Source organism: Butyricimonas sp. Marseille-P3923 (genome assembly GCF_900184685.1).
Classification (GTDB): Bacteria; Bacteroidota; Bacteroidia; order Bacteroidales; family Marinifilaceae; genus Butyricimonas; species Butyricimonas muris.
In genome coordinates, this window is the sequence record NZ_FXXL01000004.1 from 421,395 (window position 1) to 443,096 (window position 21,702).

15 protein-coding genes are annotated in these 21,702 nt (G+C 48.8%); 12 read left to right on the forward strand and 3 right to left on the reverse strand.

From position 1 onward, the window contains the following. The first annotated feature begins 13 nt into the window (after positions 1–13). Genes CS948_RS03500 through CS948_RS03520 form a run of 5 tightly spaced genes read left to right on the forward strand, consistent with a single transcriptional unit; the run spans position 14 to position 8,790 of the window. Entirely contained in the window at positions 14–1,156 is a 1,143-nt protein-coding gene (locus CS948_RS03500) for a hypothetical protein (RefSeq protein ID WP_099290361.1), read from the forward strand. A 56-nt stretch (positions 1,157–1,212) separates the two neighbouring features. Next, positions 1,213–3,888 carry a zinc-dependent metalloprotease gene (locus tag CS948_RS03505; protein WP_099290362.1) on the forward strand — a complete coding sequence of 892 codons (2,676 nt, stop codon included), beginning with the start codon at positions 1,213–1,215 and terminating at the stop codon, positions 3,886–3,888. Positions 3,889–3,908: 20 nt separating this feature from the next. Next, positions 3,909–6,551: a zinc-dependent metalloprotease gene (locus CS948_RS03510; RefSeq protein ID WP_176554896.1), complete on the forward strand. Its 2,643-nt coding sequence runs from the start codon at positions 3,909–3,911 to the stop codon at positions 6,549–6,551. Between the two features lie 11 nt (positions 6,552–6,562). After that, positions 6,563–7,681 (forward strand): AhpC/TSA family protein, encoded by a 1,119-nt coding sequence (locus tag CS948_RS03515; RefSeq protein WP_099290364.1) that lies wholly within the window; start codon positions 6,563–6,565, stop codon positions 7,679–7,681. A gap of 2 nt (positions 7,682–7,683) precedes the next feature. Then, on the forward strand, positions 7,684–8,790 hold the full coding sequence (locus CS948_RS03520) for a TlpA disulfide reductase family protein (protein ID WP_176554897.1): 1,107 nt from the start codon (positions 7,684–7,686) through the stop codon (positions 8,788–8,790). 173 nt (positions 8,791–8,963) lie between these two features. On the opposite strand, the gene CS948_RS03525 is transcribed toward CS948_RS03520, so the two are convergent. Further along, positions 8,964–9,860 (reverse strand): DMT family transporter, encoded by an 897-nt coding sequence (locus CS948_RS03525; protein ID WP_176554898.1) that lies wholly within the window; start codon positions 9,858–9,860, stop codon positions 8,964–8,966. Positions 9,861–10,082: 222 nt separating this feature from the next. On the opposite strand from CS948_RS03525, the gene CS948_RS03530 reads away from it, so the two are divergent. The 5 genes from CS948_RS03530 (at position 10,083) to CS948_RS03550 (ending at position 17,380) form a co-directional block, all read left to right on the forward strand. Then, positions 10,083–12,737: a transglutaminase domain-containing protein gene (locus tag CS948_RS03530; RefSeq protein ID WP_099290410.1), complete on the forward strand. Its 2,655-nt coding sequence runs from the start codon at positions 10,083–10,085 to the stop codon at positions 12,735–12,737. Further along, a complete protein-coding gene (locus tag CS948_RS03535; RefSeq protein ID WP_176554899.1) occupies positions 12,737–13,195 on the forward strand; it encodes a GNAT family N-acetyltransferase in 459 nt (152 codons plus the stop codon). The genes CS948_RS03530 and CS948_RS03535 overlap by 1 nt, the downstream gene beginning before the upstream one ends. 110 nt (positions 13,196–13,305) lie before the next feature. Further along, the gene (locus CS948_RS03540; protein WP_099290367.1) at positions 13,306–14,457 is read left to right on the forward strand and encodes a sugar MFS transporter; all 1,152 of its coding nucleotides are present in this window, start codon (positions 13,306–13,308) and stop codon (positions 14,455–14,457) included. Positions 14,458–14,538: 81 nt separating this feature from the next. Continuing rightward, on the forward strand, positions 14,539–15,633 hold the full coding sequence (locus tag CS948_RS03545; RefSeq protein ID WP_099290368.1) for an ROK family protein: 1,095 nt from the start codon (positions 14,539–14,541) through the stop codon (positions 15,631–15,633). Positions 15,634–15,874: 241 nt separating this feature from the next. After that, positions 15,875–17,380 (forward strand): glutamine synthetase family protein, encoded by a 1,506-nt coding sequence (locus tag CS948_RS03550; RefSeq protein WP_099290369.1) that lies wholly within the window; start codon positions 15,875–15,877, stop codon positions 17,378–17,380. Positions 17,381–17,457: 77 nt separating this feature from the next. On the opposite strand, the gene CS948_RS03555 is transcribed toward CS948_RS03550, so the two are convergent. After that, a complete protein-coding gene (locus tag CS948_RS03555; RefSeq protein WP_255301839.1) occupies positions 17,458–19,548 on the reverse strand; it encodes a M3 family metallopeptidase in 2,091 nt (696 codons plus the stop codon). 422 nt (positions 19,549–19,970) lie between these two features. Continuing rightward, positions 19,971–20,489 carry a calycin-like domain-containing protein gene (locus CS948_RS03560; protein ID WP_099290371.1) on the reverse strand — a complete coding sequence of 173 codons (519 nt, stop codon included), beginning with the start codon at positions 20,487–20,489 and terminating at the stop codon, positions 19,971–19,973. A gap of 71 nt (positions 20,490–20,560) precedes the next feature. On the opposite strand from CS948_RS03560, the gene CS948_RS03565 reads away from it, so the two are divergent. Together CS948_RS03565 and CS948_RS03570 are read left to right on the forward strand one after the other, a co-directional pair. Next, entirely contained in the window at positions 20,561–21,025 is a 465-nt protein-coding gene (locus CS948_RS03565; RefSeq protein ID WP_099290372.1) for a hypothetical protein, read from the forward strand. 38 nt (positions 21,026–21,063) lie between these two features. Next, on the forward strand, positions 21,064–21,645 hold the full coding sequence (locus CS948_RS03570; protein WP_099290373.1) for an RNA polymerase sigma factor: 582 nt from the start codon (positions 21,064–21,066) through the stop codon (positions 21,643–21,645). The last annotated feature ends 57 nt before the right edge of the window (positions 21,646–21,702 follow it).

The window sequence follows — 21,702 nt, forward strand, 5'->3', positions numbered from 1 at the left end:
AAAACTTACGACTATGTTGAAAAAACAAATATACGCGGTCATATTGTTTGTCGTGTTGGGATGTATGTCTTGCGGGGATGATGACAACAATCTGGGACCTCTGAGCGAGGTGGACTTCCTCTCTTTCGAATTCCCTCAAGGGAATAACGCGTGGGATAAGGAAATAGGACAGATAGCCAAGGATTGGGGTATGTATATTATTTATAAGGATGTAGACAGTACCCATTTAAGCAGAAGTTTGACGACAAGTACCGCGAATAGTCCGGTGTATACTTGTGAAACACCCGGGGATGAAGATATTCAGTTGTATTTGGGGCTTGTCAAGGAATGGATGCTGGAATCGTTGGATAAAACGAAAAAAGAGGATTTGAAAGGGTTGCCCTATTACCTTTATCTGGTAAATAATTATAAATACACGAACCCGGCGGGAGAAGACGTGCACGTGATGTTGAATAAAAATGGCTGGAACTATTGGAGTTTGAGTTTTACGACGGAGGAACTCGCGAATGGGATCGGGGCAGAGTTAATTCACACGGTTGCTTGCGCTTTCAGTTATCCCGGTTTGAAAAACCGTTTCCTTTCCGGGGAATATGTTGTGGCTCCGGAATTTGAATATATGTCGGATTACGAGAGTGAAATAGGAACAAGGTATTATCCTTTTGAGGATTTTTTGGAAGAGAACCCGTGGATAGAACAGTATTATCCGGAGGAAGCGGATCAACGTGCGCAATATGAAATGATGACTAAGTTTAGCCAGCATGAATTGGATCCCTATAACGCGTACCAGAGAAGAGGTTTTGCCCCTGAGGTGACAGAAAATTTCAAGTTGGTGGAATACCCGCCAAGTTACGGGGCTCCTACATGGATGCCGTGGCTTCCTTTTGCGAAGGGATATGACATGACACAAAACCCGAATGAAGCCAATATTCCCGATGTACCCGGGCGTGTCGTGCAGGATTTCTTGAATATGATTCGTTTGGCGATGACTTTCTCGGAAAGCACGATACGGGAGAAGTTTCCCGTCGATGTGGACGATCCGTTAGTGCAGTACGGGAATATGACCATTAATGACAAGTATGATATCGTGGTGTCGTACATGAAAGATACTTACGATGTGGATTTGCAGAAGTACGCGGCGATTTTAGATGGAGAGTAGTGGAAAGATAACAAGCAAGATGTTTGGATGTATATAAATCAATTAATTAACTTATCATGAAACAAAAGACTTTTTTATTCGTGTTGATTGCTTCTTTACTGGTGTGGAGCGTGGGGGATGCTGACGGGATGACCGGTACGCGAAAGAAGAAAAACAAAAAGGGGAAAGGTGAAATGGAGATGAAACAGGAGATGTCCAAGAAAAGCAAGTATGAACAGCTATTTGACGGGCGAAAGGTAGAAACCGCGAAAGGTTTGTTCACTCTCCACAAGATGGACGACGGTAGCCTGTATGTTGAATTACCGTTGAATCTATTGGACAAAGATATGCTGATCGCTTCTATTGTTAGTGAGATTTCCGATAATCGTTTTGCTAACGTGGGAGAGATCACGCACGAGCCGCTCCTTGTTTCTTTCACGAAGGTGGATTCTTCCATCAATCTGGTGAGCCTCGTGAATTGCCGTCTTTTGACGGATGACGAGAATGTGGCGGATCGCTTGGCGATTTCGATGAAAGCCCCCGTGATGGAGAGATACCGGATAGAGGCTTATAACCCGGATAGTACGGCAGTGGTGATTAACATGACCAATTTCTTTTTGAGCGATAACGAGGATATGGATCCTTTCTCGCCTTTTGCTCCTGCCGCGGGTAACGGTCAACGAAGAATAGAAAAGATGTTTAACCGGGATAAATCGACGATTGCCGGCATAAAGGCGTTTGCGGATAACGTGAGTATCCGGAGTTCCTTGTCCTATCGGGCGGGGAGCGTCGGTCAGATGGATCCTCGTCCGTATATCACTCAGCGTCCGTTTACCGCTTTGATGACACGGAGTATCATGTTGTTGCCGGAGAACCCGATGCGTCCGCGGTTAGCCGATCCCCGTATCGGTTTTTTCTTCCAGCAAATGATTCGTTTCAGCGAGGATAAGGGTGCAGAACCTGAAATGTACACGCTTCGTTGGAGATTGGAGCCTAAAGACGAGGCTGCTTACCGTAGGGGGGAACTGGTGGAGCCGAAACAACCGATCGTGTTTTATATCGACGACAAATTCCCGGAATTCTGGAAGCCGTATATTAAAGCCGGCATTGAAACGTGGCAGAAAGCTTTTGAAAAGATAGGCTTCAAGAATGCTATCTTGGCAAGGGACTTCCCGAAAGATGACCCGGAATTTGACCCGGACAACTTCAAGTACAGTTGTGTCCGTTATTGCCCGATCCCGATCGCTAATGCCATGGGACAACCTGTTGCAGATCCCAGAACGGGAGAGATCATTCATGCTACGGTGTATATCTATCACAACGTGTTGGATATCCTGCAGAGTTGGCGGATGATACAGACGGCTCCTGCCGACCCGGAAGTGCGAGGCGTGAAAATGCCGGAAGAGATATTGGGTGATTGTATGCGTTACGTGATCGCGCATGAAGTGGGGCATACTTTATCCATGATGCACAATATGTCGGCTTCCGCGGCAATCCCGGTAGATTCGTTGCGTTCCCCGTCTTTCACTCAAAAATACGGGACGACGTATTCTATCATGGACTATGCCCGTAACAACTATGTGGCTCAGCCCGGGGATAAGGAAAGAGGCGTGAAAATGACACCCCCGGAATTGGGACTATATGATTACTACGCGATCAAATGGCTGTACACCCCTATTTTCGACGTTAAGACGGCAAAAGAAGAAGTGCCCGTGTTGGATCGGTGGATTTCCGAGAAATCCGGGGATCCGGTGTATCGTTACGGGAAGCAGCAATTCATGTTGCGGATAGACCCTTCCAGCATGGAGGAGGATCTGGGGGACGATCCGGTGAAGGCTGCCGGGTATGGTGTGAAAAATCTGAAATATGTCATGAAACATCTGGACGAATGGGTAGCCGGGGAAGATAAGGACTATAATTTCCGTCAACGGATTTATAATGAGATCATATACCAGTATTATCGTTATTTGGGACACGTGATGGCTAATATCGGGGGCGTGTATATGTACGAGAGATATGACGGGGATGCCCGTCCGGTGGCTTACGAACCGGTTCCGAGGGAAAGGCAAAAAGAGTCCGTGCGTTTCATGGTAAACCAGATGCGTGATTTATCCTGGATCAATTCTTCCAAGCTGCAAAGGGGATATCCTTTGACCGGGAATATATCGGGTGTGTTGGAGAAATCTATTTTCGAGGGATTGATGGGTATGTTGCGAACTCTCATTATCAGCGAGAATAATAACGGGCAACAGGCTTATTCCAGGGTGGAATACTTGAGTGATATTTATAATATGATCATGCAACCTACCCTTCAGGGAAAATCATTGACGAAAACGGATATTAGTTTGCAGACACAGTTCATCGGAGCTCTGTATCAAGCGGCAGATCTGGCTCGTAAAGGGCTTGGCGGGGGGGACGTGAGTGCTTCGACAATGGGATTCGTGAGCCCGATAACTATACCGGATTTCATTAAGGCGAATAGCCGTGCGGACTACGGGGATATGCCGGAGCATTTTGCCGGTATTTATTCCAACCGGGATATGGTTGCTTCTCGCGGAACTGCCCGTGCGGAAGAATACATGGGATTCGGAGAACCTTATATCCGTCCGATGGGTTTCGGAATCGACCATAGCTGTTTTATGATGTTGAAACGGATAAACGACTTGATGAAGAGTAAAGCAAACACGGGAAACCAGGAAACCCGGGATTTTTACCAGATGATGATATTCAAGTTTAACAAGATGTTCAAGTAGTAATTTATAAATCAGATATGATGAAGAAGATTATATACGCGCTATGTGCCTGTTTCCTGTTATTGGCTGTTGGTCAAGAAACACTCACGGCGCAGCGTAAAGGCGAAGTGAAAGAGCCTTCTGGCAAGGGGGAGAAGAAGCCGATGGGAATGTTCGGTACGCCGGCAAAGAAAATGTCCTACGAGGAGGTGTTCCGGGACAAAAAGGTTCGGACTTCCAAGGGATTGATGACGATTCATGCCGTGAATGACCACGGGCGGGAGTTGGTGTACGTGGAATTTCCCAAGAGTTTGCTGGAGAAAGATATGATGTTAACCACGGCAGTGCGCGAAACCAGTGATAACGGGAGTTGTGCCGTGGGGCAATTCGGTGACTTCATTTACCTGCGGTTTTACCTGGAGAATCATAATCTGGAAGCCCGTGCCGTGGTCGGCGACGAACCGTTGAACCTTACCGGTGACGGGAGGGTAGAGGGGGCTTTGGAAGAGGCTCATAAACCGGGAATCTGGCAAATGATGCCCGTGATGGCTTTCACCCCGGATAGCAGTGCCGTGGTCGTGGATATGACTCAATTCTTTATGGATCACACGGAATATACCAATCCTTTTTCAGCCTTTAATGGCAATATTATGGGGATAAGCGGTCAAAGTATGCAACGTCTTCGTCCGGAAATGAGCAAACTCGTGCAAGTAGCGGCTTATGACAATAATGTCGCGGTAACGGGGGACTATGCCTATTTGGTAGATTACTCTTTCATGGGGACGGTTTACATGAGAAATAAGCCCGTGTCTGTCACGGCTGACCGTATTCTCGTGATGATGCCGGAGGAAGTGATGAAACCCCGTATAGCGGATGAACGGGTGGGGACGACTAAATTGCCTAGAAAAGCTATTTCGGCTAACGACGAAGGTTTCCGCCGGAAAGTGTATACCTTGCGCAGGAGAATCGAACCTTCCGATGAGGCGGCCTATCGTGCCGGGCAATTGGTGGAACCGAAAAAACCGATCGTGTTTTACATGGATACCCTCATGCCCCAAGACTGGAAAAAGGCAATAAAAGATGGCGCAGAGGCTTGGAACGAGGCGTTTGAGGCTGCCGGATTCAAAAACGTGATCCGTGTCGTGGAATTTCCCAAAAATGATCCCGGGTTCAGTGCCTTTGATATCGCGAATTCCGTGATACGCTACGTGCCGAGTTGGTCTAATGATCTTCAGAATTCGTTGCATATCGATATGAGAAGTGGTGAAATATTGAATAGTTCTATCATGATACGCGGGGGATGCCTGAAAGCTTTATCCGATCTATACAAGGTTTCGATGATGGCTTCCGACCCGGCTGCCCGCACGAATGGTGAATTGCCGGAAGACGTGCGTTACGGGATATTGAAGGCGTATATCAGCCAACTGGTCGGCAATTGTTTGGGGTTCACGAGTAATGCCCGACCGGACAGTACGTATCCCTTGGATTCCCTGCGCTCCCCTTCCTTTACCCGGAAATACGGGCTGTCACCTTCCATCATGGGGTATTATATCACATATAATTATATCGCTAGCGAGGATGACGTGGCGAAAGGAGTCCGCTTGATTCCGAAGGCTATCGGGGAAGGGGACAAGTATATGGTAAAATGGTTGTACACGCCGATATATGAAGCCTCCACCCCGGAGGAAGAAGTGCCGGTATTGGATGAATGGATTGCCAGGGAAAAGAACAATCCGGCTTGTTCTTTCGGTTACCCGAGCGGCTTGTATTTTGACCCGTCTTCTACCCCGGGAATATTGGGAAACGACCATGTGAGATCCATGAAATGTTACATGGAACGCTTGAAATATGCTTTGGAGAATCTGGATTCCTGGTACTCGCGTGATGATAAAGATTATAGCGAACGGGCAGGGTTGATGAGAGGTTTATTTAATGGCGTCGGTTTCAAAATCCGGATGGTCTTGTCACACGTGGGGGGATTCCGTTATAACCTGGGAGAAGATGGAGTGAGCTATGATTTCGCGACCAAGGCGGAAGAGAAGAAATACATTGATTTAATGTTCGAGTGGATGCGGGAAATTCCTACCTTCAGGCAAAAAGACCTCGAGGAGAAAATAGAACTGGCGGATAATCCCACGTTTATGTTCGTGTGGGATTGTTTCTCGCAGTTGTTCGGTAGGGCTGAATTGATTTATTTCGCCCAGGAGAAAGGCAGTAAAGGCTATACCGCGGAAGAATTTATAGAGGAATTAAACCGGCGGGTATGGGCACCGACGATACAAGGTAAAACCCGCTTAACGGGGATCGAAAAAACCATGCAGTTCTCGATGTTGGGAACGATGCTATTGTCTTCCGGGCTACAACCGCAACCCCCTAGAATGATGCAGGGACAGCCCCAACCTCAAGGAGGGGGCGGAAAGAGATTGGACACGGATTTATATGGAGCTGTTGCCCGGACAAAAATGAATGGAGATCGCTTTGGAAATACGGTAGACCAGTCGCTTGCGCTCGATCCGAATTTAAGTTTGCGGGTAGTACGGGAGCCGGTACAACATATTTATTACAAAATGTTGTTGCGCACGAAAGCTATGATTGAAAAAGCCCTTCCCGCTAGTACGGGAGAATTGCGTGCCCACTATGAATTTATGCTGTACAAAATTCATGACGTGATGGATAATAAATAATCTTGAAAGATATGAAATATTTAATATGGATATTGTTCCTCGGTTGCGTTGGCTGTACGCCACCAACAAAATACAACCTGACAGGTCGTGTACCCAAGGAAATCGGCAACGTAACAGCTTATTTGATCACGGTATCGAATAACATGAATGACACGATAGCCCGAACCCAAGTGGTCGACGGTGTTTTTGAATTCCGGGGAAGTTGTTCGGAAGTAACCCCGGTGTTGCTGACACTGAGTTCCGGAACCGTTGGTGCCTTGCCGATTTTTCTGGAGAACGCGAATTACGAGGTGGACATTTACCCGGGGAACATCGAATTGAGCCTCGTGAAAGGCGGGGGTGAGCCCCAGCGAATATCGAGTGAATTTCATCGCTTCGGGCGGGAATGTTGTGAAGAGATTGGAAAAGTGGGAGATGAATTTTTAAGTTTATCCCCGTCAGACGCCCGTTATCGCGAATTACAAGTTTATATCGATTCGTTGAGTTCAATCAGATCCATGAAAGAGAATGCTTTCATGCGCGAGTATGCCGACAGCTACTTGGGTATCGAGAATTTGGCTCAATACGCGGGGAAATTATCGTTGGAAGACCTGAAAAGCGAGTACGCCAAGTTTAGTCCCGTATACCGGAATAGTTTTTCCGGAAGGAACATCGCGAAATGGATTGATATTCAAGAGAAGGCGGGTATCGGCAAACAGGCCCCGAATTTCACGGTGCAAACACCCGAGGGTAAAGAGTTCACGCTCCACTCGGTGAACGCGAAAGCCAAATTGATCGATTTCTGGGCATCGTGGTGTAGCCCTTGCCGGGCAATGATCCCGGAACTGAAAAGGATGTACGAGGAATTTCATAATCATGGTTTCGAGATCGTGAGTATTTCGTTGGATGATAAAAAAGGGTATTGGCTAAAGGCGTTGGAGGACGAGAAGATGCCTTGGACACAGGGATCGGATCTGAAGGGAGCCGGTGCGGATTCTCCTTTAGTGAAATCTTATGGTTTCCTTGGAGTCCCTTACCTGGTGCTCGTGGACGAGGATAACCGGATTCTTGTAAGGGCTTCCGGTGCGAACGAACTTCCGAAAGTTCGGGAGAGGTTGGTTAATTATCTATTTAACAAAAAGATAAAATGATCATGAAACAAATATTGTATTTGTTAATTCTCGCGGGTGCTATCATTGCCGGCTGCAGCGATTCCGGCGGGTACGTCGTGAATGGTTCGGTAGGTGGACAGGTGGGTGGAAAAGCGTACGCGATCCGCATTATCGATAAGGACATTTCAGATACATTGCAAGCGGTGGATATTCGGGATGGCAAGTTTACGATGAAAGGAAGCGTGGACGAGATCACGCCCGTGTACGTGTCCGTGGAAGGAGGGATGGGTTCTATGGCATATCTCGAGAACGGGGCAACTTTCACGGTTACTTTCCGGTCGGGACAAATCCCGGTAGTGGAAGGCGGGGGCGAAACGCAACGCCTGAGTTTGGAATACGCCAAGATAGGTCTTGGACTCTCGGATAAATACGCGGGGATGCAGGAGGAAATGATGCGTGCTTTCCAGCGGGGAGATACATCGGCGATGAAGGAAATGACGGAAAGAACGCGGGTATTGGTTCTGGACTCGGAAACAAAGCAGGCTCAATTCTTGATAGACCACGGGAATACTTTCTTCGCCTTGTACGACCTTTCCCAAAAGGCACTAGGGATGACCGCGGATGACGTGAAAGCCCGTTTCGACCTGTGTAGTGATGAACTGAAAGCGACGAAACCGGGGAAATACATTCAGGAATTGCTCCCGAAACTGGGAAAGATCGCGATAGGGGCTACCGTGCCGAACTTCACCTCCCGAACTCCTGATGGTAAAGAAGTATCCTTGTATGATATCAAATGCAAGGTGAAATTGATCGACTTCTGGGCTTCCAATTGTGGGATTTGCCGGGAGGAAAATCAATTGATCAAGCCGCTTTACGAGCAATATCACGCGAAGGGGTTCGACGCCATCAGTTACTCCGTCGACCGGAAACGGGAGGCGTGGTTGAATGCCGTGGAACAGGATGCTTTGCCGTGGGTGCAAGTCTCTGACTTGGATGCCGACAAAGCAAAAGTAATATCCGAGATGTATGGCGTGTACCTGCTGCCGACCACCTTGCTCGTGGATGAAAATAACCGGGTGATCGCCCGGAATGTAAAAAGCGACGAATTGAAAGAGTTGTTGGCAAGGCTTTTATCCGGGAGTAAATAATCTCGTGATAGTATTCTTTTAATTGTTTTATTGTTGTGCAAGGAGTATTCCAGCTCTCCCTCTATAAACAGAGGAGGAGCTGGAATACCATTCCAACGTCCAATTTTTTCACCTTGTAACCGAGTATAACTATAGTTCCGGGAGAAGTCGGAATAAATTATGCTCTATTAATGTCATCTTCTCCTGAATCTCGGGAATCCCTTTTCCGCGACATACACCCCGCAGATAATCAACAAGGCTCCCCCGATGGCGATAAACGTGATATGCTCGTGCAGGACGATGGCGGAAGCGATAAGCGTGACAAGCGGGGTAAGGTAGATGTAATTGTTTGCCCGGATGCCTCCCAGCACCTTCACGGTCTTGTTCCACGCGATGAAGCAGATAAAAGAAGCGATAATCCCCAGGAACAAGAGGTTGCCCCATACTTGCGGCAAGGCAAAAAGTTCTGCGTTCCAGTGTAACGGGTAGAAGTGGAACATGGGTAGTAACGTGACCAGCCCGTAGAAAAACACTTTACGGGTGATAAACACTGTCGGGTAAGTATCCAGTTTTTTCAGTATAATCGTGTAGAACGCCCAGCACAATGCGGCGGCAAGTGTGAGTAAATCCCCGATCGGTTTTACTTGCAGCACGATGCTCCCGTTGAAAACGACAAGCACCACTCCCGCGAGAGCCACGAGGGACCCCCACGCAAATGATTTCTTCAGTTTTTCCCCCCGGATAAACACGCGTGACAGTAAGGCGGTCAGGATCGGTGCCGTGCATAGTATGATTGACACGTTGGATGCCAGCGTGTAGTCGATGGCGATATTCTCTGTCACGAAATAGAGTGAACCGCCTGTGATACCGGAAGCTATGAATAATAATTCATTTTTCACGCTGTTTGCCCACAAACGGCGATGTTCCAGCACGCAAAGAAGAATGTATGCGATGGCGAAGCGGTATAGCATAATTTCAACCGGTGTCAGTCCGTTATTTAACAGTACTTTCGTGGACACGAACGTGACTCCCCAGATAGAGATGATAAGGAAAGCGGATATATGATATAGCGTGTTAGATGTGGGTTTCATTTATTGCATAAATATTTGTATTAAATGGGTGCAAATGTATAAAAGAATATTGATTTCCCGTAATATGTGCGAAAAAATATGACGCTACTCTTTTTTGTTGTCTACATTGGGTAGTTGTAATATATTGAAAACGTGAAAAAGAATCGGATTGAGCGTTCGTGTGTGAAAAATGTTGCATCCACGGAACTTTTTCTTAACTTTGAAATGTTAAATAGAAATACCATGAAACAAATTGTTGTCGTTTACCTGTTCACGTTGCTGGTGTGCGCTTGTGAGAGGGAAGAACATTTTATAACCGATGCCGTCTACCGTGAAATGGTAGAGGTCGATTTTCAACAGAAAAAAGCCGTGTTCGGGGAGGCTGACACGGTACTGTTCGACGTGTTTAATACCGAAATGACTCTTGCGGAGCGGGAGGCGTTGACTTTCCTCTACGCTTATTCGCCGCTCATTGATATTTCCTTGTCGGGCGGGGAGTTCTTGCTTGACAACGTGCGTCTGGCATTTCGGGCACGTGAAGAGATGCCGTGGGGAGAAACGATACCGGAACATATTTTCCGGCATTTCGTGCTTCCGGTGCGGGGAGGTAAAGAGAATCTTGATACGGCAAGGGCAGTGTTTTTCAATGAACTGAAAGAACGGGTTGCCGCTTGCGGGAACATGGAGCGGGCGGCGTTGGAGGTGAATCACTGGTGTCACGAGAACGTGATTTATCGACCGACGAATGCGCGCACGTCTTCGCCTCTTGCCACGAGGCAGCGGGCTTACGGGCGGTGCGGGGAAGAGTCCGTGTTCGCTCTGGCGGCATTGCGTGCAGTGGGGATTCCCGCGCGGCAGATATACACGCCCCGTTGGGCGCATTGCGATGATAATCACGCGTGGATAGAGGTTTGGATAGACGGGGAATGGAAGTACTTGGGGGCATGCGAGCCGGAACCGAGGTTGAATATTGCGTGGTTTACCTTGCCCGTGCAGCGAGCGATGTACGTGGAGGCGGAAGTGTTCGGGAAATACGAGGGAGACGAGGAGAGCGTGTCGATGAACGAGAACAGTTCGGCTGTAAACGTGACTTCCCGTTACACTCGTGCGGCGAGAACCGTGGTGCAGGTGAAAGACACGGCGGGGAATCCCGTGGAAAACGCTAAAGTGGAATACAAGATATTTAATTACGGGGAGTTCTATCCAGTGGTGACGCTCCATTCCGATGCGCGGGGAGAAACGCACCTGACGTTGGGAGTGGGGGATGTCGTGGTTTGGGCAAGTCGGGACGCTCGCTTCGGGGTGGTGCGGTTCCCCGTGAACGAACGGGACACGCTCGTGGTGACATTGGATAAGCGGGAGGGGGAACTCTTCTCCGCTGAATTTGAGTTGGTTCCGCCCGTGCAGCGGGATATCGAGGCGTTGACTTCGGCGGGGGAGAGAGCCGAAAACGATTGTCGTTTCGTGTGCGAGGATTCTATCCGGGATGCTTATGTTGCCACTTTTATGACACCCAGAGAGGCGTACCGCGTGGCGACGGAATTGGGCGTCGACACCGCTCGTTTTGCCCGGTATATAAATGTTGCGCGAGGCAATTACCGGGAGATAGAACGCTTGTTCCGCTTGTCGGGGGATAAGGAACGGGCGATGGCGCTGCTGGATGTCGTGGCGGAGAAAGATTTGCAGGATACCCCCGCTGACGTGTGGCTCGACCATTTGGAAGGGACGAGGGATTTCGAGGAGGATGCCCTTTTCCGGGACTACGTGTTGAACCCGCGGGTTCAGAATGAATTGATAACGGCTTTCCGGCAACCGATTCGGGCGGCGTTGGCACGTGAAGGGGTACTCTCGGGCGAGGATACTCTCGGGCGACGTGCTATGGCGGAACGGTTGTTGCGATATATCGAGCGAACGCGAATCGTGAACTATCCCGCCAAGGTGGCTACCCCGCCTGTCGGGGTTTTGAGGGCGGGAGTGACTGATGGGCTTTCCCGGGATATTTTCTTCGTGGCGCTTTGCCGTACGGTGGGGATTCCGGCTAGATTGGGGGCAGTTTCCGGTAAGGCGGAATGTTGTCTGGACGATATGTGGTACACGGTGAATTTTGCCTCGGACCAAGCCATGCCGAAAGGGAAACTTATGCTCTATTACCCCGGTGCTCCTGTCGGGGACCCGAAATATTTCTTGAACTTCACGATCGGGAAGCTCGAGAACGGCGGGGTACGCGTGATTGACTTGGGAAGTAATGCCGATGTCGATATGGGGGCAGGCGCTTCTTACAGTAAGATATTCGCCGCTCCCGTGGAACTGGAAGCGGGTTATTACACGCTCTCTACCGGTAATAGACGGAGTGATGGGGCGGTGATGGCGGGATTGACAACCTTTCGCGTGGAAGCGGGTGAACAGACTGATGTCGAGTTGCGGATTCTTCCCGTGACGGAACGGGTGGAGTTGGCGGGACACGTTGCGTTGCCCTTGGCGTTCACGCCGGAGGGGGCAATGTCACCGAGGGACATATTTTTGCCCCGGCAAGGCTACACGGCTATCGCGGTGGTGGAAGCCGATAAGGAACCGACCAATCATCTGTTGCGTGACATGGGCAGTATAAAGGACGAGTTGGAACGATTGGGTGTCCCGCTCTATGTCGTGTTTAAAGATAAGGATAACTTGCAAAAATTCCGTCCTTCCGATTTTCGTCCGTTCCCCGCGGTGATACGCTGGGGGCATGACAGCGACGGGAAGTTGCTCCGGCGTCTGGCAGAAGGATTGCAACTCCGTGACACGGATAATCTTCCGTTAGTAGTTCTCGTGAATGACAAGGGAGAAGTGGCTTTCGTGTCAAGAGGGTATCGCGTGGGATTGGGTACACAGATTATGAACGTGATGAACCGGAAATGATGCAGATAAATATATGCGCTTTTGATGTAGAGGACGCGGAAGCGGTGTCCCGTTTGATTAGGAAAAATCTCGTGGAGGTGAATAGCCGGGATTATGACGGTGCGGTGATTGATTACATGTGTCGTTTGTTTTCTCCGGCGTACCTGCGGGAGTTGACCGCCGGACGTGTCATGTTCGTGGCGGAGGTGAATGGTGTCGTGTCGGGTACTGTCGGGTTGGAGGGGGATGAGGTATGTGCCCTTTACGTGGCGCCGGATGCTCACGGGCAGGGGATTGGCGAGCGGTTGATGCGACACGCGGAAGAGGTCGCCTTGGAGCGGAATATTCACGTGCTGCATTTGTCGGCAAGTCTTACGGCTGTCGGTTTTTACGAGAAGATGGGATATGTCGCCCGGGAAAGGGAGGAATCCGAGTATTTCGGTCCCGCTTATCTCATGACGAAATTAATTGAAAATTGAAAACGAGAAAACGACATCTCTTTTCGAGGCTCTCTTGTTTCAACTTTCAATTGAATTCCGTACATTAGACGCCTCTTTTGTGGAATTTTGTATGTGTTAATTTATATATTATGAAAGAAAAGTCTGTTAGTGTAAAGGCTTTATTGCCTGTGTTATTCGGGTTCTTCATCATGGGATTTTGTGACGTGGTGGGAATTTCCGTCGGTTTTGTAAAGAAAGATTTTCAATTGAGTGAAACGGTGGCGAATTTTCTTCCCTCTATGGTGTTCCTGTGGTTTTTGTTGCTGGCTGTCCCCGCGGCAATACTGATGAACCGTATCGGGCGGAAACGAACTGTGTTGGTGAGTATGTTTATTACTATCGTGGGAATGTTGATTCCTTTCGTCGATTACAACATGATTACCTGTTTCGTGGCGTTTGCCCTTTTGGGAATCGGTAACACGATCCTGCAAGTGTCGTTAAACCCGCTTTTGACAAATGTCGTTAAAGGTAATGTGCTTGCCAGTTCGCTCACGGCGGGACAAGTACTTAAAGCGGTTTCCTCGTTCTGCGGACCTTTTATCGCTGCTTTTGCCGCTTCCGTACTGGGGAATTGGCAGTATCTGTTCCCGATATTTGCGGGATTGACACTCTTGTCGACGTTCTGGCTTATGGCGGTGCATATCCGGGAAGAGGCTCCGGAACAAGCGTCTTCATGGGGTGCGACGTTCGGGTTGTTGAAGGACAGGACGATTTTCCTGCTGTTTCTCGGAATCGTGTTCGTGGTAGGTGTCGACGTGGGTACGAATATGGTTGCTCCCAAGTTATTGATAGAACGATGCGGTTTTACCGAGATCGAGTCCGCAGTGGGTCCGAGCACTTATTTCGCATTCCGTACTATCGGTGCGTTTATCGGTACGTTCTTGTTGGCACGCGTGGCGGGTAACAAGTATTTCCGGGTGAATATCCTCGTGGCTATTGCCGGATTGCTCGTGTTATTCTTTGTCAGCGGACAATACGCTATCCTCGCTTTGATCGCCTTGATAGGTTTCACCTGTTCCAGTATATTCTCGCTCGTGTTCTCCATGGCTATTCAAGCACGTCCGGAGAAAGCGAACGAAATATCGGGTCTTATGGTTACCGGAATCTTCGGGGGAGCCGTGGTGCCGCCGCTTATGGGATATCTTACCGACCTGCTCGGTAGTCAGGCTGGGTCGCTTTTCGTGATCCTCGGTTGCCTCTGCTACCTGCTTTACTGCTCGTTCGGGATAAAAACTAAATAATTTTTGATTGACGATTTATGATTTTCGATTCTCATGTTGTAGTCATAAATCGTCAGTCTTAAATCATAAATATAGAAAGTTATGTACCAGTTTGATAAAAGAATAGTGATGACGTTGGATGCCGGGGGTACGAATTTCGTGTTCTCTGCCATACAGTCCAACGCGGAAATCGTGACGCCGCTCACGTTGCCTTCCAACGGGGGGGATTTGGATAAATGCCTTGCGACGATGGTCACGGGGTTCTCCGCAATCAAGGAGAAGTTGCCGGAAGCTCCCGTGGCAATCAGTTTTGCTTTTCCCGGCCCGGCGGATTACGTGAACGGGATTATCGGTGATTTGAAAAATTTGCCGGCATTTCAAGGGGGAGTGGCGTTAAAAGCCTTTTTGGAACGGGAGTTTGGTATACCCGTGTTTATTAATAATGACGGTGATCTTTTCGCTTACGGGGAGGCGTTGGCGGGAGCCTTGCCGGAGGTGAACCGGATATTGCAGGAAGCGGGCAAAAACAAGGTGTACAAGAATCTGATCGGCATCACGCTGGGAACCGGGTTCGGGGGTGGTGTCGTGCGGGATCGGGAACTGTTTCTCGGGGATAATGGTGCTGCCGCCGAGGTATGGGTACTGCGTGACAAGCGGGAACCCCGTTACGGCGTGGAGGAGGGTATCTCCATACGGGCTATTCGGCGGGGATACGCTCGTTTGTCGGGCGACACACGTGATTTGACACCGAAAGATATATTCGATATTGCCGAGGGTACGCTTGACGGGGATGCGGAGGCGGCACGTGAGGCTTTCGCCCGTTCCGGGGAAGTGCTCGGGGAAGCTATCGCCTCGATGAACGCTGTGATTGACGGTGTTGTCGTGATCGGTGGCGGTATTATCGCGGCTCATAAGTATCTGATGCCTGCCGTCATGCGGGAGTTGAACGGAAGTTTGTGCATGTATGACGGCTCCCCGGTCGATCGCATGGAAATGAAGGCTTTCTTCTTGGATGACCCGGCGGATCGTGAGGCATTTCTTGCCCCGACGACCCGGCAGATTATCATTCCGGGTACGACGGAAACGGTGGATTACGATCCCGTGAAACGTGCTGCCGTGGTGATAACGAGATTGGGTACAAGCAAGGCAATCGCTTTCGGGGCGTATGCTTTCGCGTTGAATGAACTGGATAAATGAGTTTATAAGGTTTATAAAGTTCATAAGGTTAATAAAGTTTATAACATGACATAAGCTTGTAAATCTTATGAACTTTATAAACTTTTTTGTATATTTGGAACGAACAAGAATTGTAAACTAGAAGAGAGTACATGAACCCTGATTACTTTTTCTGACGTTACTTCCCGGGTAAAGTTGTCGTGATCCCGCGACCGCTCTTTTCATTTTTTATTCTGAATTTTAATTTCTAAATTATATATTTATGAACCCTGATTACTCGTTGAACCCGCACGTTCTGGCGCGGTATCTACAAAAAGAACCGAAGAATTTTACCAAGGAGGACATCATTCGTTACGTGAGAGAGAATGATATAGAGATGATAAACTTCCGCTACCCCGGGGCGGACGGACGATTGAAGACATTAAACTTTATTATTAACAGTATCGAGCATCTTGACAATATCCTTACTTGTGGCGAACGAGTGGACGGATCGAGTCTTTTCCCTTATATAGAGGCGGGTTCGAGCGACCTCTACGTGTTGCCCCGCTATCGCACGGCGTTCCTCAACCCTTTCAGCCAGATCCCGGCGGTAGATATTCTTTGCAGTTTTTACACGAAGGACGGCAAACCTCTCGAAATGTCGCCCGAGTACACCATGCGCAAGGCTCACGAGGCGTTACGGCAGGTAACGGGTATGGAATACGAGGTGATGGGAGAGTTGGAATACTACGTGGTAACCGAGGTGGAGAGTTATTTCGATATACCTGACCAGCGCGGGTATCACGAGTCGATGCCTTTCTGCAAAGGTCAGGAGTTGCGCGAGTTGGCAATGAAGTACATCGCTTCTACCGGGGGATTGATCAAGTACGGGCATTCCGAGGTGGGTAATTTCACGCTTGACTGCCAGTCGTACGAACAGAACGAGATCGAGTTCCTGCCTACCCGTATGGAAGACGCCGCCGATCAGTTGATAATTGCCAAATGGATACTCCGCACGCTGGCACACGAGTACGGGGTAGACTTGACATTTGCCCCGAAAATTACCGTGGGTAAAGCCGGTAGCGGTTTGCACATCCACACCCGTTTGAGCAAGGACGGCAAAAACGCCATGGTAGAAAACGGTAAGTTGACGGACAATGCCTTGAAGGCGATTGCCGGGTATCTTGAGCTTGCGCCTTCGTTGACCGCTTTCGGGAACACGAACCCGACGTCGTATCTTCGGCTGGTGCCTCATCAAGAGGCGCCCACGAATATCTGCTGGGGAGATCGCAATCGTTCCGTGCTCGTGCGCGTACCGCTCGGTTGGACTAGCGGGGCGACACACATGATGCGTGATGCCAACCCGCTGGAACGCGTGGAAGAACATGATTACAGTAACAAACAAACGGTGGAATTTCGTTGTCCGGACGGTTCGGCAGACGTTTATCTTTTGATTGCCGGACTCGCCGTTGCCGCCCGCCACGGTTTCGAGATGAAAAATGCTTTACAATATGCCCGTGAGCGTTACGTGGACGTGAATATTTTCGACGATGCCAACAAGGCGATAGCTGATAGGTTGAGCCATCTACCTACTTCTTGTCACGAGTCGGCACTCTGTCTTGAACAACAGCGCACCGTTTACGAGGAATATGGCGTGTTCGCTCCCGCTCTGATTGATGGTCTGATCGCCTCGCTTCGGAAATTCAACGATGCTGATCTCCGTGAACAACTCAAAAACGAGGATATCTCCGTGGAGGAATTGGTAGAGAAATATTATTATTGCGGGTAGAGGAGGAAAGGTAAAAACTAAAAGCTAAAAGTTGAGAATAGGAATATACTTTTAGCTTTTAGTTCTTATTTTTTAACTTAATTCAGTCCGCTACGTTCCAGCAAAGCATCAACCGTCGGTTCTTGACCGCGGAAACGCTTGTAGAGTGTCATCGGGTTCTCGGAAGCACCTTTTTCCAGTACTTCACGGCGGAACGATTCGGCAGTGGCACGGTCGAAAATACCGTGTTGTTTGAAATGCGCGAATGCGTCGGCATCAAGTACCTCTGCCCATTTGTAACCGTAGTAACCGGCAGCGTATCCACCGGCAAAGATATGGCCGAAGGCGGGACAGAACGCGGTACCTTTCACGATAGGCATAATCTCCGTGCGTCCCATGGCACGTTGCTCGAAGTCAACGAGAGGCTCGGTAACAGGAGCGGTGATCGTGTGCCATGCCATATCCACCATTCCGAAACTCAACTGGCGTTCGCTGGCGTATCCCGACTGGAAATTGGACGAACGTTTGATCTTGTCGATATATTCCTGCGGGATGGTTTCCCCGGTCTGGTAGTGGGTTGCCCATGTGTCCAGCCACTCTTTTTCAAGCGCATAGTTTTCCATGAATTGCGAGGGCAATTCCACGAAGTCACGGGATACCCCGTCCATGGAAGTCGAACCGTAAGTACATTTGCCGAAGATGCCGTGTAAGGCATGTCCGAACTCGTGGAGGAAAGTGGTTACCTCGTTGAAGGTCAAGAGTGACGGCAGCGTGTCTGTGGGTTGCGTGAAGTTCATCACGAGTGACACGAGAGGACGCTGGTCTTTGCCGTCTACCATCTTTTGCCCGCGGAAAGCTGTCATCCATGCACCGCCGCCCTTGCTTGCCCGCGGGAAAAAGTCCGTGTAAAGCACGGCGAGGAACGAGCCGTCATTATCGTAAACCTCGTAAGTCTTCACCTCGGGGTGGTAGAGCGGAATATTAGTCACTTCCTTGAACGTGATACCGTAAAGACGGGTAGCGAGGTCGAATACACCCCGTTGCACGTTTTCCAGTTTGAAATAGGGGCGCAACATCTCGTCATCGAGAGCGTATTTCTCTTGCATCAATTTATTGGAATAGTATGCCCAATCCCAACGTTGCAATTCACCTTTCAACCCCTTGGCGCGGGCGTAAGTTTCCACTTCCGCTTTATCTTGCAGCGCGTGGCGGTGCGATGCCTCGTGCAATTGATCGATAAAGTTATTCACGATAGTCGGGGTGTTTGCCATCCGGTCGGTGAGGGCATAGTCGGCGTAGGTCGGGTATCCCAGTAATTTCGCTTTTTCCAGTCGTAGCGCCGCGATACGTTTTACCACTTCCTCGTTGTTATGCTCGTTGTTGCGGTATGCACGGGAGGCGTTGGCACGGTACATCTTCTTGCGCAGGTCGCGATTGTCGGCGTATTTCATGAAAGGTCCCATGCTAGGGTAGTGGAGGGTGAATATCCAGCCTTCTTTGCCGCGCTGTTTGGCGGTCATGGCTGCCATTTCCTTCACTCCGTCGGGAAGTCCCGCGAGGTCTTTCGCATCGGTCACGTGCAACTCGAAATCATTGGTTTCCGCCAGTTCGTTTTTATCGAACGTGAGGCTTAGTTTCGACAGTTCCACGGATATTTCCTTGAACCGTTCCTTGGCATCGCCTTCGAGATTTGCGCCGCCGTCGATAAACGCTTTCCACGTGTTCTCCAGCAAGGTCGTTTGTTCCGTGTTAAGATTCAACTTCTCTTTCTGTTCGTGTACTTGTTTCACGCGGGCGAAAAGAGCGGGGTTCATGTATATGGCGTTGCCGTGAGCGGTGAGTTTGGGCGATACGTTCTGTGCGATATCCTGCATCACGCTGTCCGTCAGGCAGGCGTTCAGGTTGAAAAATATACCCGCCACGTCACCCAACCGCTTGCCGGCACCGTCCAGTGCCACGATGGTATTCTCGAATGTCGGCGCTTCTTTCGAGTTGGCGATGCGGTCGATATCCCGTTGTGCTTCCTCGATGGCAGCGTCAAAAGCGGGTTCGTAATGCTCCGCTTTGATCTTGTCAAAAGGGGGCGTCTGGTGGGGTGTGGCGAAGTCCGCCAACAGCGGGTTATCGTTCGTCTTTCCGCAAGATGCCACAAGTAAAATGATTGCAGCCATAGATAATGTTTTTCTCATGTTATATTATATTTGTTATTACTCGAATTTCGGGCACGAAGTTACGAAATAATTGAAAATTGAAAATGGAGAATTGAAAATGATTTACAATGTTTCCAGAACTACCCCAAAAAAGAGGTTTAGAGTTTAGATTGAAGACTTTATATATTTAATCATTCAATCTAAAATAGAGCCTTGGCTCGCGGGAGGCTTCATCATAGACTATTTTGTTCCATGTCTCCTTTTGAAGTGAAGTTTTCACCGAACGAGAAAATAACAGGTCTCGTGCTTGTATAAGTATAAAAAATGTATATTTGCCATATAACAACTAAAAAGAGAAGGTTATGTCAGCTTTTGTCAATCTTTTTATTCACTTTCTTGTATAATTTCCTTGCATATCCGGTGGTCAATTATGGATAAATCTTATCCGGATATGTAGGGAATCACGGGATCGGCAATCTGGTTATTTTCCCCTTGAATACTATTTTAGGCTCCACGACGAAGGGGATGATAGAAACTGTAATATCTATGGCAAGACTATCGTTCTTGATAGTTCCTTCATGCGTGTAGGACATTTTGCGAGAACCGACGCTGACGTTGCCATTTCCCTTTAAGCTAAAGATGCCGTTAGTAGAGGTAATGGTTGCCGTTGCTGCGTCTACCGTGATGCTGCGCACGGGCATAGTGAAGTCTACCAGCTTGAGGGCGAGCGTTCCGTTCGTGTCCGCCTGTATCTCGATACCGCAGGGAATGGGACCTTCCGGTATCATGCCTTTGGCTTCAGGGGGCACCATCGCTTTCACGTGGTCGGGCAGCACGATGGTTGCTTCGCCGCGGTACACCCCGGGCAGCTTATTGATATCACCGGTACGGCGATCGGAACAGCTATTACAGGAGGTAAACAAAACGGGTACCGATACGAAAACAACCAGCAAGATAGTAAAGAAAATGTTCTTGTTCATGAACTATGGATTTATTTTTGTATTTTCGAGCGCTAAAAATAGAAACTTTTAGACGAAAAACCATCAGGATTATGAAATTTATAGGACAACTTATTCTCGTTTTGTTTGTTACCGCCGGGATGGCAGGTGTTGTATCAGCGGGAGCCAAGGACAAAAAAGATCACGGGGCAGCCGTTGCCGGAACGTACGACGGGAAGGCATACATTGAGATCATGCAGCGGGAATTGCCGTTGAAATTAGAATTGAAACGGATACACCGTGATAGCGTGATCGTCGAGGTGACGGACTTCGTGCTGCCCACGGGACAGAAGTTCAGCTATCGTTCTGCGGGAGTATCCGTGAAACCGGAAGTGAAAGACGGCAAAACGGTGTACAAGTTGAACATTTCTTTTACCTATAATTATAATAGTATGCCGATGCGCGTAACTGCCACGGGAACGATCACCGACGGGGAACTGAATTCAACGGTGAAAGCGGTTATCATGGACGCCATGGAAACGAAAGTAACCTATAAAGCGAAGTGTACGACAAAGTAGTGAAAAGGCACGCGTACTGGATTTAGGGGATACGGCTAATGATACATCAGGAGGAAAAGATAATTCGTTACTTGAAAGAAAAAAACGCGGAATGCGTGAAGATGATATTTGATAATTATTATCAAGTATTGTGCTTGTTCGCTTTGCGTTTCGTGCATTCTTTCGAGGACGCGGAAGATGTGGTGCAGGAGGTGTTGGTAAACTTCTGGGAGAAGAAAAGAGGAACCGTGTTCGAGGGTTCCTTGAAGTCGTATTTGTTCGGGGCAGTACAAAAAGAAGCGCTATATATGATACGTCAATCGGGGCGTCTGGTTTTCGAGGAAATCGGGAATTACTCGGATGTATTGCTTGACGAGGTATCTGTCGAACGTGAAGAAGATATTAACGCTCGTCGGGAGAAATTACAAAAAGAAATAAAGCGATTGCCGGAGAAATGCCGGGAAGTATTCATCGCTATCGTGTTGGAAGGCTTGAGTTACAAAGAGGTTGCCGATAAACTGGGTGTTTCTGTCAATACCGTCAAAACGCATTACGCAAGAGCATTGAAACAATTGCGTGATAACCTCGATACGATTATCCTGTTGATTTTACTACGGCTAAGAAAATTGGTGATGTCCTGAGCTTTTCCCTATGCCTCCGCTTCATTACACCTATTCTTCTCTCTATCTTCATTAATT